This is a genomic window from Streptomyces sp. NPDC058307 (assembly GCF_042880295.1).
Classification (GTDB): domain Bacteria; phylum Actinomycetota; class Actinomycetes; order Streptomycetales; family Streptomycetaceae; genus Streptomyces.
Window position 1 is genome coordinate 1 of the sequence record NZ_JBHVYZ010000078.1, and the last position, 13,080, is coordinate 13,080.

Annotated in this window: 16 protein-coding genes; 5 read left to right on the plus strand and 11 right to left on the minus strand. The window is 70.2% G+C overall.

Going from position 1 to position 13,080, the window contains the following annotated elements; all coding sequences use genetic code 11:
* Positions 1-12: 12 nt before the first annotated feature.
* From ACFVYN_RS36055 to ACFVYN_RS36070, 4 genes are all read right to left on the minus strand, one after another.
* Positions 13-975 (minus strand): electron transfer flavoprotein subunit alpha/FixB family protein, encoded by a 963-nt coding sequence (locus tag ACFVYN_RS36055; protein ID WP_390006309.1) that lies wholly within the window; start codon positions 973-975, stop codon positions 13-15.
* A gap of 73 nt (positions 976-1,048) precedes the next feature.
* Positions 1,049-1,837, minus strand: coding sequence for an electron transfer flavoprotein subunit beta/FixA family protein (locus ACFVYN_RS36060; RefSeq protein ID WP_390006311.1), 789 nt, complete (start codon positions 1,835-1,837; stop codon positions 1,049-1,051).
* Between the two features lie 227 nt (positions 1,838-2,064).
* Positions 2,065-2,574: a flavin reductase family protein gene (locus tag ACFVYN_RS36065; protein ID WP_390006313.1), complete on the minus strand. Its 510-nt coding sequence runs from the start codon at positions 2,572-2,574 to the stop codon at positions 2,065-2,067.
* A 208-nt stretch (positions 2,575-2,782) separates the two neighbouring features.
* Positions 2,783-3,196 (minus strand): TlpA family protein disulfide reductase, encoded by a 414-nt coding sequence (locus ACFVYN_RS36070; protein WP_390006361.1) that lies wholly within the window; start codon positions 3,194-3,196, stop codon positions 2,783-2,785.
* Between the two features lie 75 nt (positions 3,197-3,271).
* On the opposite strand from ACFVYN_RS36070, the gene ACFVYN_RS36075 reads away from it, so the two are divergent.
* Entirely contained in the window at positions 3,272-3,688 is a 417-nt protein-coding gene (locus ACFVYN_RS36075) for a DUF4395 domain-containing protein (protein WP_390006314.1), read from the plus strand.
* 187 nt (positions 3,689-3,875) lie between these two features.
* Positions 3,876-4,604 (plus strand): lysophospholipid acyltransferase family protein, encoded by a 729-nt coding sequence (locus tag ACFVYN_RS36080; RefSeq protein ID WP_390006315.1) that lies wholly within the window; start codon positions 3,876-3,878, stop codon positions 4,602-4,604.
* 2 nt (positions 4,605-4,606) lie between these two features.
* Here the strand turns inward: ACFVYN_RS36080 and ACFVYN_RS36085 are convergent, their stop codons facing one another.
* The 6 genes from ACFVYN_RS36085 to ACFVYN_RS36110 all read right to left on the minus strand — a co-directional run bounded on the left by ACFVYN_RS36085 (position 4,607) and on the right by ACFVYN_RS36110 (position 9,779).
* Positions 4,607-5,296 carry a B3/4 domain-containing protein gene (locus ACFVYN_RS36085; protein ID WP_390006316.1) on the minus strand — a complete coding sequence of 230 codons (690 nt, stop codon included), beginning with the start codon at positions 5,294-5,296 and terminating at the stop codon, positions 4,607-4,609.
* A gap of 8 nt (positions 5,297-5,304) precedes the next feature.
* Complete coding sequence (locus tag ACFVYN_RS36090; protein ID WP_390006318.1) at positions 5,305-5,877, minus strand: transglutaminase domain-containing protein; 573 nt, start codon at positions 5,875-5,877, stop codon at positions 5,305-5,307.
* 61 nt (positions 5,878-5,938) lie between these two features.
* On the minus strand, positions 5,939-6,451 hold the full coding sequence (locus ACFVYN_RS36095; RefSeq protein ID WP_390006319.1) for a GNAT family N-acetyltransferase: 513 nt from the start codon (positions 6,449-6,451) through the stop codon (positions 5,939-5,941).
* A gap of 30 nt (positions 6,452-6,481) precedes the next feature.
* Positions 6,482-7,552: a threonine aldolase family protein gene (locus ACFVYN_RS36100; RefSeq protein WP_390006321.1), complete on the minus strand. Its 1,071-nt coding sequence runs from the start codon at positions 7,550-7,552 to the stop codon at positions 6,482-6,484.
* A complete protein-coding gene (locus ACFVYN_RS36105; RefSeq protein WP_390006322.1) occupies positions 7,549-8,298 on the minus strand; it encodes an SDR family NAD(P)-dependent oxidoreductase in 750 nt (249 codons plus the stop codon). Before ACFVYN_RS36105 ends, ACFVYN_RS36100 begins: the two co-directional genes overlap by 4 nt.
* An 83-nt stretch (positions 8,299-8,381) precedes the next feature.
* Positions 8,382-9,779 carry a DUF6421 family protein gene (locus ACFVYN_RS36110; RefSeq protein WP_390006324.1) on the minus strand — a complete coding sequence of 466 codons (1,398 nt, stop codon included), beginning with the start codon at positions 9,777-9,779 and terminating at the stop codon, positions 8,382-8,384.
* Between the two features lie 282 nt (positions 9,780-10,061).
* On the opposite strand from ACFVYN_RS36110, the gene ACFVYN_RS36115 reads away from it, so the two are divergent.
* On the plus strand, positions 10,062-10,745 hold the full coding sequence (locus ACFVYN_RS36115) for a glycerophosphodiester phosphodiesterase (RefSeq protein WP_390006325.1): 684 nt from the start codon (positions 10,062-10,064) through the stop codon (positions 10,743-10,745).
* A 15-nt stretch (positions 10,746-10,760) separates the two neighbouring features.
* Here the strand turns inward: ACFVYN_RS36115 and ACFVYN_RS36120 are convergent, their stop codons facing one another.
* Entirely contained in the window at positions 10,761-11,297 is a 537-nt protein-coding gene (locus tag ACFVYN_RS36120; RefSeq protein ID WP_390006326.1) for a GNAT family N-acetyltransferase, read from the minus strand.
* A gap of 71 nt (positions 11,298-11,368) precedes the next feature.
* Between ACFVYN_RS36120 and ACFVYN_RS36125 the strand changes: the two genes are divergently transcribed.
* Together ACFVYN_RS36125 and ACFVYN_RS36130 are read left to right on the plus strand one after the other, a co-directional pair.
* Positions 11,369-11,761: a VOC family protein gene (locus ACFVYN_RS36125; RefSeq protein WP_390006328.1), complete on the plus strand. Its 393-nt coding sequence runs from the start codon at positions 11,369-11,371 to the stop codon at positions 11,759-11,761.
* A gap of 96 nt (positions 11,762-11,857) precedes the next feature.
* Complete coding sequence (locus ACFVYN_RS36130) at positions 11,858-13,051, plus strand: diacylglycerol/lipid kinase family protein (protein ID WP_390006330.1); 1,194 nt, start codon at positions 11,858-11,860, stop codon at positions 13,049-13,051.
* Positions 13,052-13,080 lie beyond the last annotated feature (29 nt).

A 13,080-nucleotide genomic window follows, 5' to 3' on the forward strand; every position in this document is an offset into this window, starting at 1 on the left:
CCCGGAGCGGGATCAGCCCTTGCGGGTCTTGACCTCCTCGGTGAGGGCGGGGACGACGTCGAAGAGGTCGCCGACGACGCCGTAGTCGACGAGGTCGAAGATCGGGGCCTCGGCGTCCTTGTTGATCGCCACGATCGTCTTCGAGGTCTGCATGCCCGCGCGGTGCTGGATCGCGCCGGAGATGCCGGAGGCGATGTACAGCTGCGGCGAGACGGACTTGCCGGTCTGGCCGACCTGGTTGGTGTGCGGGTACCAGCCCGCGTCCACCGCGGCACGCGAGGCGCCGACGGCCGCGCCGAGGGAGTCGGCGAGGGCCTCGATGATCGCGAAGTTCTCGGCGCCGTTGACGCCGCGGCCGCCGGAGACCACGATCGCGGCCTCGGTCAGCTCCGGACGCCCGGTCGACTCACGCGGGGTGCGGCCGGTGACCTTGGTGCCGGTCGCCTGCGCGGAGAAGGTCACGCTCAGCTCCGAGACCTCGCCGGCGGCCGGGGCGGCCTCGACGGCGGCGGAGTTGGGCTTGACGGTGATGACCGGCGTGCCCTTGGAGACGCGGGACTTGGTGGTGAAGGAAGCGGCGAACACCGACTGGGTGGCCACCGGGCCCTCGTCGCCGGACTCCACGTCGACGGCGTCGGTGATGATGCCGGAGCCGATACGCAGCGCCAGACGGGCGGCGACCTCCTTGGCCTCGGCCGAGGACGGCACCAGCACGGCGACCGGGGAGACGGCCTCCACGGCGGCCTGGAGGGCGTCGACCTTGGGTACGACCAGGTAGTCGGCGTACTCGGCGGCGTCGTGGGTGAGGACCTTGACGGCGCCGTGCTCGGCGAGGGTGGCGGCGGTGTCGGCGGCACCGGCACCGAGCGCGACGGCGACCGGCTCGCCGATGCGGCGGGCCAGGGTCAGCAGCTCCAGAGTGGGCTTGCGGACGGCGCCGTCCACGTGGTCGACGTAGACGAGAACTTCAGCCATGGGAATGCTCTCCTGCGGATTGCGAAGGCTTAAGGGGCGGTAAGGGGGGTGAGCCTCAGCGGGCCAGTGACCCTCAGATGAACTTCTGGCTCGCGAGGAACTCGGCGAGCTGCTTGCCGCCCTCGCCCTCGTCCTTGACGATCGTGCCGGCCGTGCGGGCCGGACGCTCGGTGGCGGAGTCGACCGTGGTGTAGGAGCCCTCGAGGCCGACCTGCCCGGCCTCCAGCTCCAGGTCGGACAGGTCCCAGGACTCGACCGGCTTCTTCTTGGCCGCCATGATGCCCTTGAAGGAGGGGTAACGCGCCTCGCCCGACTGGTCGGTGACGGAGACGACGGCCGGGAGGGAGGCCTCCAGCTGCTCCGAGGCGGCGTCGCCGTCGCGGCGGCCCTTGACGGTGCCGTCCTCGACGGAGACCTCGGAGAGCAGGGTGACCTGCGGGACGCCCAGGCGCTCGGCCAGCAGGGCCGGGACCACGCCCATGGTGCCGTCGGTGGAGGCCAGGCCGGAGATGACCAGGTCGTAACCGGCCTTCTCGATCGCCTTGGCCAGCACGAGGGAGGTGCCGATGGCGTCGGTGCCGTGCAGGTCGTCGTCCTCGACGTGGATGGCCTTGTCGGCGCCCATCGACAGCGCCTTGCGCAGCGCGTCCTTGGCGTCCTCGGGGCCGACGGTCAGGACGGTGACCTCGACGTCGTCGTCGGAGTTCTCCGAGATCTGCAGCGCCTGCTCGACCGCGTACTCGTCCAGCTCGGAGAGCAGACCGTCCACGTCGTCACGGTCGACGGTCAGGTCATCGGCGAAGTGCCGGTCGCCGGTGGCGTCGGGCACGTACTTCACAGTGACAACGATCCTCAAGCTCACGCCGGCTCTCCTACTGCATCGTCATTTTTCGGCTGCCTCTTGCAGGCAGCATAGGCGCCCCAAGCGGCCGATCCCGGTCGGGGCGGGCTCTGCTCCGACCGCAATATTACTCACCAGTACATCCAGTTCCTGCCCGCTAAGCAAGCGCTTTGAACTGTGACCTTCGCAACGCAGCGTAATCGGAACTCGACGGCCCCGCATACCGGCGAACGGCGCTGATGAGCCGATCAGTCGCGCAGGCTGTTGAACCGGCCCTGGTGGTAGAGCAGCGGCCGGCCGGCGCCCGCGGGATCGCCGAGCCGCACCTCCGCCAGCACGATCCGGTGATCGCCGGCGGGCACGCGTGCGTGCACCCGGCACACCAGCCAGGCGAGGACGCCGTCGAGGACGGGGACGCCCTCGGGCCCCTCACGCCAGGCGGTGGGCGCACCGAAGCGGTCGGCGCCGCTGCGGGCGAAGGTGGCGGCCAGCTCCTCCTGGTGCTCGCCGAGTATGTGCACGCCGACGTGTTCGGCCCGGGATATCGCGGGCCAGCTGGAGGCGCCCGTGCCGATACCGAACGACAGCATGGGGGGTTCGGCCGAGACCGAGGCGAGGGAGGTGGCGGTGAAGCCGACCGGGCCGGTGTCACCGTTCGCGGTGATCACGGCGACTCCCGCCGCGTGCCGCCGGAAGACGGAGCGCAGGAGGTCGGGAGAGGCGAGCTGAGGACTGCCGAGGTCGGGCGTGGCCGTCATGCGGTGTTCCTTCTGCGAGGAGTGTCGAGCGGGACCGTGGCTGCTCAACAGGCCGGACAGCGCGCGCTCGCGTTGCGGGCGAGGTCGACATGGACCCGCCCGAACAGAAGGAGTTCTCTGGGCATACGGTCAGGCTGACGATAGGTGTGGTGCACAGTCAAGTGGGTCCCGGCATCTGGGAGATGCCTCACCGTGAGCGCACCCGGTGTCAAACCGCCTCCCCGATCGCCGCGATGACGTCCGCCTTGCGCGGCTGGCCGGTGGCGCGCCGTACGACCCTGCCGTCGGCGTCGAGGACCAGTACGGTCGGCGTCTTGAGGATGTCGAGTTCACGGACCAGGTCGAGGTTCTTCTCGGCGTCGATCTCGACGTGGGCCACGCCCGGGACCAGGCCGGCGACCTCGCCCAGCACCCGCCGGGTCGCCCGGCAGGGCGCGCAGAAGGCGCTGGAGAACTGGACGAGCGTGGCCCGCTCACCGAGGTCCTCCCCCAACTCGGCCGCACCGAGCCTCTTGCCGTCGTCGCGCCCGCGCACCCGGACCCTCCCGCTCCGCCGCCGTTGCAGCACCCCATAGGTGCTCGCCGCCGCGAGCACCACCACGCACACCACAAGTCCGGTCATCACCTGCGTAAGCATTCACGAGACTGCAAAGATTCCCGCCTCCCCACAGTCTTTCCGTTGCGGAATGCTTGATTCATGGACATTGATGCAAGGGGGCCGCGTTTCGGCGCGGCCGTGACGACGGTCGTGCTGGCGGCCGTTCTGATCACGGGCAACGTCTGGCTGCTGGCCTGGCAGACACTGGCGTTCGCGCTGGGCGCGGCGGGCGGGGTGGGCCGCTCGCCGTACGGCTGGCTGTTCCGCAGGGCCGTGCGGCCGCGGATCGGGCCGCCGACCGAGTTCGAGGCCCCGGAGCCGCCGCGGTTCGCGCAGGCCGTGGGTCTCGCCTTCGCGGCCGTCGGGCTCGTGGGATACGGGGTCGGGCCGGAGTGGCTCGGGCTCGCCGCCACCGGCGCGGCGCTCGCGGCGGCGTTCCTGAATGCCACGTTCGGGTACTGCCTGGGATGCGAGATGTACCTGCTCGTGCGGCGGGTGACGGTACGTACGGATTAAAGGCGACTTAAAACGCCGAGGTGGATCACCGGAGGGACGTGACGAGAATCTCGCGCCGAGCGGGCACCAGGGCTGGCTCCCCGTCCGTTCTTGGGGCACGATCTGCGACAAGCCGTAAACCTACGGCTGCGTAACTTCGGCCGGGAGTTCCCGTCCCAGGCAGAGCAGGAAAGGGCCCACCCCGCCCATGGCAGAGCTTGTCTACCGTCCCGTCATCGGATTCGCGCAGGCCTTGTTCAAGGCCTGGGATCTCAAGATCGACCTCAGGGGTTCGGAGAACATCCCGCGCGCGGGCGGCGCCGTGCTGGTGAGCAACCACATCAGCTACCTGGACTTCGTCTTCGACGGCCTGGCGGCCCTCCCGCAGAAACGTCTCGTGCGGTTCATGGCGAAGGAGTCCGTCTTCCGCCACAAGGTCTCGGGGCCGCTGATGCGCGGGATGAAGCACATCCCGGTCGACCGCAAGCAGGGCGAGACGGCGTACGCCCACGCCCTGGAGTCGCTGCGGTCGGGCGAGATCGTCGGCGTCTTCCCGGAGGCGACGATCTCCCAGTCCTTCACGCTGAAGAGCTTCAAGTCGGGTGCGGCGCGGATGGCCCAGGAGGCGGGTGTCCCCCTGATCCCGATGGCCCTCTGGGGCACGCAGCGGCTGTGGACCAAGGGACACCCCCGCAACTTCAAGCGCAGCCACATCCCGATCACGATCCGGGTCGGGGAGGCGATCGAGGCGTCCCGGGACAAGTACGCGGGGGCGATCACCCGTCAGGTGCGCGAGCGGGTCAACGAGTTGCTGGAAGCCGCCCAGCGCTCCTACCCCGTGCGCCCCAACGGACCGGACGACACCTGGTGGATGCCGGCCCATCTCGGGGGTACGGCGCCCACGCCCGAGCAGGTCCGCGAGGCCGAGGCCCGCTAGCGTTACCGGACGGCCGTGGTGATCCGCACCCCGGGACTGAACTTCTCCAGCAGCTCGGCCAGTTCGGTCGCCGCCTTCTCCACGTCCGCCACCGGCATCGGGGCGAGGCTCTCCAGCAGGAAGATCCCCGAGACCGTCTCCTCCGTGAGCCTGGTGCGAGGACCCTGGCGCCAGTTCCAGCGACGACAGGTCACGCCCGCCTCGTCCCGCCAGATCACCTCGCCGGGCTCCGGGTGCTCGACGACCTCCTCGCCACCGGCAACAGTCACGAAGTCCTCGTCGCCGGTGGCCCGTTCGAGGCGCATCCCGCCCCGGACGCGGTCGAGGTCCTCGCCGCCGACGGGGACGAGGTGCGCGACGCTGATCGCGTTGTAGAGGTCGACCAGCAGGTTGATGCGGGGCAGGCCCGCGTCCGACAGGGCCCTCTTCGCCAGCGCCTCCGCCGAGTTGCGGGTGCGTGACGGCTTCGAGCCGAACGCCGTGTAGACCTCCCGCCAGGCCGCCATGTGCGGGTCCTCGTGCGGGGCGCGCCCGTCCAGTCGTACGGCGAGACGGCGGGCCGCGTCGTCGAGCAGCGCGGAACTGGCGTCGGTGCTGGGCCCGTTGACGAGTCCGTGGGCCTCGACGGCGAGGTGTGTGAAGCCGGGCGCGAGAGCGCGCACCTCGTCGGACACGGTCAGGGAGAGGGTCATCGGGTGCCTCAGAGTGCGGTGGGGAGCGTCGTCCAGAGGTACGGCCGGTCGGGGGCGGCCTTGAGGACGCTCAGGACGGCCGGGTGTGGTTCATCGTACAGGACCGGGTAGTCCATCTCGTTGGACTCCGGGTCGGGCGTGAAGGCCAGCCGTTCGCCGTCCAGGGAGAACTGGGCGTCCACACCTGGCTTGTTGCCCCGGGGATCCTGGCGGTGCCAGGCCCCGTTGAACCGCACGGCGACCAGGCCGTGCACCACGCCGAGCTGCTGATAGCAGAGCGCGGTCGGAATGTCCTCGGCCCGCAGCAGGGCGGCCAGCGCGTGGGCCTTGGCGTAACAGATCCCGGTGCCCTGCTTCAGGACGTCGGAGGCCCGCCAGGTGACGCGGAGATCGCCGGAGTCCTGGGAGTGCGGGATCGTGTCGCGGACGAATTCGAAGGCCAGCCGCGCATAGGCATACGAGTCCTCTGCCTCCTTGGCGAGCCGTGCGGCCGCCTCCCTGACGACCGGGTGGTCATGGTCGATGGCCTCGTCGGCGGCGAGGTAGGCGGAAAGGTCGGGGGTGTTCTGGATCAGCTCCATGCCCGCAGAGCATAGGAAGACGATCACCCCACAGTCAATTGTTTTACGAACCTCGGTATATTTATGCGGAGTGGCAGTGAACGGTCACCACCTGGGATGCGCTCCACCGCTGCTCGACTGTGGCGAGCCGCGTCCAGCCCAGCCGTTCGTACAGGGCCGCCGCGGCGGTGTCTGAGGCGACGACGTCGAGCACCGGGTGCAGGCCGCGGCGCCGCGCTTCCTCCACCACCCGGTCCATCAGCAGGGCGCCGATCCCGTGCCCTCTCGCCCAGGCGGCCACGAACAACCGCCCGACCACCGCGGCCCGTTCCCTGTTCGTGCCGTTGCGCTCGCTCCAGAGGGCGGGGGCCACGTCGCCTTCGGTGGCGTGGGTGAGGCTGACGTGGCCCGCCACCCGGCCTTCCAGGTCGGCGACCCAGCTGCCCAGCGCCGAAGCCTGCGACAGCCAATCGCCGGGCCGGGCAGGCCAGTTCACCGGATAACCGTCGCGGCGGTGGACCTCCTCCAGTGCTCGCACGCATGCTTCGACGTCGCCATCGGTTCTCGGTCGCACCCGGGCCTGCGTCTCGTCCACACCGGCATGCAAGCACAGACGGCCGCCGGCCTAGCGCGCCATCTCCTCCTTGAGCGCCGCCACGAAGGCGTCCACGTCGTCCTCGGCGGTGTCGAAGGCGCACATCCAGCGGACCACGCCCGCGGCCTCGTCCCAGAAGTAGAAGCGGAAGCGCTTCTGGAGGCGCTCGCTCACGTCGTGCGGGAGTTTGGCGAAGACGCCGTTGGCCTGGACCGGGTAGAGGATCTCGACGCCGTGGACGGCACGGACGCCCTCGGCCAGGCGCTGGGCCATCTCGTTGGAGTGGCGGGCGTTGCGCAGCCACAGGTCCTTGGCGAGCAGGGCCTCCAACTGCACCGACACGAACCGCATCTTGGAGGCAAGCTGCATGGACAGCTTGCGCAGGTGCTTCATGTGGGAGACCGCGTCCTGGTTGATCACCACGACCGCCTCGCCGAACAGCGCGCCGTTCTTCGTCCCGCCGAGCGAGAGGATGTCGACGCCGACCGCGTTGGTGAACGTCCGCATCGGGACGTCCAGGGACGCGGCCGCGTTGGCTATGCGCGAGCCGTCCAGGTGGACCTTCATGCCGTGTGCGTGGGCGTGCTCGCAGATCGCGCGGATCTCGTCGGGCGTGTAGAGGGTGCCTAGCTCCGTGGACTGGGTGATCGAGACGACCTGCGGCATCGCGCGGTGCTCGTCGTCCCAGCCGTACGCCTGCTTGTCGATCAGCTCGGGAGTGAGCTTGCCGTCCGGGGTCGGAACGGTGAGCAGCTTGAGGCCGCCCATCCGCTCGGGGGCGCCGCCCTCGTCCACGTTGATGTGCGCGCTCTCGGCGCAGATCACCGCGCCCCAGCGGTCGGTGACCGCCTGGAGCGCGACGACGTTGGCGCCGGTGCCGTTGAAGACGGGGAACGCCTCGGCCGTGGCCCCGAAGTGGCTGCGGACGATCCTCTGGAGGTTCTCGGTGTAGTCGTCCTCGCCGTACGCGACCTGGTGCCCGCCGTTGGCGAGGGCCAGAGCGGCGAGCACCTCCGGGTGGGCCCCGGCGTAGTTGTCGCTGGCGAAGCCGCGGACCTGCGGGTCGTGGTGACGACGGGCGTCGGTCTTCGGAGGGTTCACGGCTTCTCGGTCAGCCACAGACGGTTTCCGTTCACTTCGGCGGCGGGCTTGTCCCAGACCCCGGCGATGGCCTCGGCCAGGTCCTTGACGTCCGTGAAGCCCGCGAACTTCGCGTTGGGGCGGTCGGCGCGCATGGCCTCGTGCACCAGTGCCTTGACCACCAGGATCGTAGCCGCGGACGTCGGCCCGTCGGCGCCCCCGGCCTTGCGGAAGGCGTCGGCGAGCGCCAGCGTCCACACCTCGGCGGCGGCTTTGGCGGCGGCGTACGCGGCGTTGCCCGCACTGGGCTTCGTGGCTCCGGAGGCGCTGATCAGCACGTACCGGCCGCGCTCGCTGCGCTGGAGGGCCTCGAAGAAGGCGAGCGAGGTGTGCTGCACGGTCTTGATGAGCAGCAGCTCAAGGAAGTCCCAGTCGTCCAGGCTGGTCTTGATGAACGTCTCGCTGCCCCGCCAGCCGCCGACGAGGTGGACCACGCCGTCGACCCGGCCGAAGTCCTTCTCGACGCGCAGCGCCCAGTCCCGGGTCGAGTTCAGGTCGAGCAGGTCGACGGGCTCACCGATGACGGAAGCGCCGCCTGCCCCGTAGCGGGCCGCGTCGACGGCCTCCGCCAGCCGCTCCGGGTCGTTGTCCGCGCCGACGACGGTCGCGCCCGCCTCGGCCAGCCGCAGCAGTGTCGCGCGGCCCGCGGGACCGCCCGCGCCGGCCACCGCGATCACCGCACCGCTGAGAGCTCCGTTGACCGCCATGTTCCTCGCCTCCTGAGCTGCCGCCGGAGCGGCCTGAGCAGCCGCCTGGGCGGCCTGTGCAGTGTTCCCGGTGCCGCGATCGCTCACGCGGCGACCCGCTCGGGGTTCTCCGCCGTGATACCCCGGGTCGAGGCGATGACATGGCGGAGCTTCTTCGAGAGGGCCTCATAGAACATGCTCAGCGGAAACTCGTCCGGAAGCACGTCGTCGACGAGTTTCCGCGGCGGCAGCGACAGGTCGAGGGCGTCAGGCCCCTTGGCCCACTTGGATCCGGGGTGCGGGGCGAGGTAGGTGGAGACGAGCTCGTAGCCGGCGAACCAGTGGACGAGCTTGGGGCGGTCGATGCCGTCGCGGTAGAGCTGCTCGATGTCGGCGCACAGCTGGTTGGTGACCTCGGGGGCGCGCTGCCAGTCGATGAACAGCTTGTTGTCGGTCCAGCGGACGACGTCGTGCTTGTGCAGGTAGGCGAAGAGGAGCTGGCCGCCGAGGCCGTCGTAGTTGCGCACCCGCTCGCCGGTGACCGGGAAGCGGAACATGCGGTCGAAGAGGACCGCGTACTGCACGTCACGGGCCTGCGGGACGCCGTCGGCCTCCAGCTTGACGGCCTCCCTGAAAGCGGTGAGGTCGCAGCGCAGCTCTTCGAGGCCGTACATCCAGAACGGCTGGCGCTGCTTGATCATGAAGGGGTCGAAGGGCAGGTCGCCGTGGCTGTGGGTGCGGTCGTGGACCATGTCCCACAGGACGAAGGCCTCCTCGCAGCGCTTCTGGTCGTGGACCATCGCGGCGATGTCCTCGGGCAGCTCCAGGCCCAGGATGTCGACGGCCGCGTCGGTGACCCGGCGGAAGCGGGCGGCCTCACGGTCGCAGAAGATACCGCCCCAGGAGAAGCGTTCCGGCGCCTCGCGCACGGCGATGGTCTCCGGGAAGAGAACGGCCGAGTTGGTGTCGTAACCGGCCGTGAAGTCCTCGAACTTGATGCCGCAGAACAGCGGGTTGTCGTAGCGGGTGCGCTCCAGCTCGGCCAGCCACTCGGGCCAGACCATGCGCAGCACGACCGCTTCGAGATTGCGGTCCGGGTTGCCGTTCTGCGTGTACATCGGGAAGACGACCAGGTGCTGCAGGCCGTCCGCGCGGTTCGCGGCGGGCTGGAAGGCCAGCAGGGAGTCGAGGAAGTCGGGCACCTCGAAGCCGCCCTCGGACCAGCGCAGGAGGTCCTTGGCGAGGGCCGCGTGGTAGTCGGTGTCGTGCGGCAGCAGCGGCGAGAGCTCCTGCACCGCGTCGACGACCCGCCGTACGGCGGCCTCGGCGTCGGATCGCGCGGGGGCACCCTCGGCCTCGAAGTCGATCGACCCGTCCTTGGACTGCCATGGCCGGATCCGCTCCACGGCATCCTTGAGCACGGGCCATGCCGGGTGCTCCACCACCCTTGCCATGGGAGGAATCCGGTCCTCCGACGCCGCCTGCACAAGAATTTCCGTCATGCCCCATCCTCCACGGGAGAACCTCACGTACGGAGACCGTATACATACGAGCTTCCTCCCAGCAAGAGGAGACTCGGGAAGTTATCCTGCGCAACCCAATGGTCACCGAACTTTTTCCCGTCGAGTGCCATGAACGCAGTGATTCCGGGTAAGCAGGATCACTCAGAGGTCACTCCCCCGCACGTCACCGCGATCCCTCGTGTACGTACGGGTCCATCACACCGCGTAGCCACTAGGCTGCGGCTCTGCACCGAGCCGCCGTCGACGGAAGCGAGTTGAACCTTGAACTTCCTTACCATCGGTCATCGCGGAGTCATGGGTACCGAACCCGAGAACACCCTCCGTTCCTTCGTGGCCGCCCAGCAGGCCGGCCTCGACGTCATCGAACTCGATCTGCATCTGAGCAAGGACGGCGCCCTCGTCGTCATGCACGACACCGACGTGGACCGCACGACCGACGGAACCGGCCCGATCGCCGAGAAGACCCTCACCGAACTGCGCGCGCTGGACGCGGGCCGCGGAGAACGCGTCCCGGTGTTCGAGGAGGTCCTGGACGCCGTGCGGTCGCCGCTCCAGGCCGAGATCAAGGACATCGCGGCGGCCCGCGCGCTGGCCGAGGTGATGCTCCGGCGGGACCTGGTCTCCCGGGTCGAGGTGTCCTCGTTCCACGACGAGGCGATCGCCGAGATCGGCCGCCTGGTGCCCGGTGTACGGACCGCGCTGATCGGCAGCCGGTTCGGCCCCGACATCGTGGAGCGCGCCGTCGAGGCCGGTGCGGGGACGGTCTGCCTGAACATCCGCCGACTGACCCTGGAGGTCGTCGAGGCGGCCCGCAAGGCGGACCTGAAGATCATCGGCTGGGTGGTGAACACCCAGGACCATCTGAAACTGGTGCGGGCGCTGGCCCTGGACGGCGCGACGACCGACTACCCGGAGATCAAGCGCACCGGCCGCTTCACCGCGTGAGGCGGCGCGGGAACGTCACACCAGCGGCTTGACCAGCAGCTCGAACTGCAGGTCGTCCCGCTGCGGCACACCGAAGCGCTCGTCGCCGTACGGGAAGGGCGTCATCTCTCCCGTACGGCGGTAGCCGCGCCGCTCGTACCAGGCGATGAGGTCCTCGCGCACCGAGATCACGGTCATGTGCATCTCCGTGACGCCCCAGGTCTCCCGGGCGATCCGCTCCGCCTCCGCGATGATCACCTTGCCGAGGCCGCCGCCCTGGAGCGTGGGGCTGACCGCGAACATCCCGAAGTACGCGTAGGCGCCCCGGTGTTCGAGCTGGCAGCAGGCGACGACCTGCCCCTCCCGCTCCACCGCCAGCAGCCTGCTGTCGGGCGACTTGATGACCGCGAGCACACCGTCCGGGTCCGTCCGCTGCCCCTGAAGGATGTCCGCCTCGGTGGTCCACCCGGCCCGGCTGTCGTCCCCGCGGTACGCCGACTCGACCAGTGCGACCAGCGCGTCCACGTCGGCGTCGGTGGCGTCACGGAAGGTGAGGCCGGCGGTGGTCTCCATGGGGCACATCTCCACTTCAGGGGCACGACTCGGGCACGGTCGAGAGTAACGCCCCGGATAGGCTCGCCCGCATGGTGCACGTACTGAGCGGCCGCGTCCTGCTGCGGCCCACGGATCCGGAGCGTTCCCGAGTCTTCTACGGCGACCAGCTGGGCCTCGCGGTGTACCGCGAGTTCGGTACGGGGCCGGAGCGGGGCACCGTCTACTTCCTCGGCGGCGGGTTCCTGGAGCTGTCGGGACGCTCCGAGACTCCACCGGCCGCGGACGTGCGGCTGTGGCTCCAGGTCCCGGATGTGACCGCGGCGCACGAGGAGCTGGTGGCCAAGGGTGTCGAGATCGTGCGGCCGCCGGTGAAGGAGCCGTGGGGGCTGGTCGAGATGTGGGTGGCGGACCCGGACGGCACACCGATCGTGCTGGTGGAGGTGCCGGCGGACCATCCCATCCGGTACCGGCCCGGGATCTGAGCCCGGCACCACCACACACGGTGCCGGTCGTTTCGACGACTTGGATATGCTCCGCCGACCGCCGTGGCCCGAGGGCGCCGAGCAGTGGAGGAGCACATGAGCGTTGACCTGAGCGCCGCGGCCTGGCGCAGTCAGCGATGGGCTGCCCGGACCGCCCTCGCGGCGGCAGCCCTCGCGGTCCTGCTCCCCCTTGGCTACGGCGGTCTTGGCGGCGTTCTGCTGCTGGCGGCCGGGCTCGCGGGCGCGGCCGTCACGGCGGCGGCGGTGTGGTGGACGCTGACCCGGCGCGGACCGGAGCGCTGGCTGGCGGCGGGGCTCGCGGTCGTCGCCCCCGCCCTCGTCCTGGTCCTCTTCGTCGTGACCCTGGGGTGGGTGCTCGTGCTGTCGCCGGTGCTGTGGAGCGTGGCCGTGTGGAGCGGGCGGTACGCGCTGCGCAGCACCGGCGTCCGCCCCAAGCGCATGAAGGAGCACCGGGCGCGGTCCGTGCACCAGCCCTTCCTGATCATGAACCCCCGTTCGGGGGGCGGGAAGGTCGAGCAGTTCCGACTGCGGGAGAAGGCCGAACACCTGGGCGCGCATGTCGTGCTGCTCGACCCTGAGGAGCACCAGGACGTGACCGAGCTGGCCCGGGCGGCCGTGGCGCAGGGCGCGGACCTGCTCGGGGTCGCGGGCGGCGACGGCACCCAGGCGCTGGTCGCCGCCGTCGCCGCGGAACACGACCTGCCCTTCCTGGTCATCTCCGCCGGCACCCGCAACCACTTCGCGATGGACCTCGGCCTCGACCGCACCGACCCCGCGACCTGCCTCGACGCGCTCACCGACGGTGTCGAACTCCGGGTGGACCTCGGCTTCGTGGCGGACCGTCCGTTCGTCAACAACGCCTCCTTCGGCGCGTACGCGGCAGTCGTCCAGAGTCCCGCCTACCGCGACGACAAGATAGGCACCACTCTGGGGCTCCTGCCCGATCTGCTCACCCGTCAGCGCGGCCCGCGTCTGACCGCGCGGATCGAGGCCACCACGATCGACGGGCCGCAGGCCGTGCTGGTGAGCAACAACGCCTACCGCACCGGCGACCCCGCGGGCCTCGGCCGCCGCGAGCGGCTCGACTCCGGGATGCTCGGAATTCTCGGCGTCAGGGTGGACAGTGCGGCCGAGGCCGCGGCGCTGTTGCTCGACCCCGACCCGGAGGGTCTGGCGGTCCTGTCCGCGCGGGAGGTGGTCGTGGGCGCCCCCCCGCCCGGGGTGGTGGTGGGGGGCGGCGGCGGGGGCCGCCTCCCGGTCTGTTTTTAAAAAAAAACACCCCCCCAGACACACGCAAA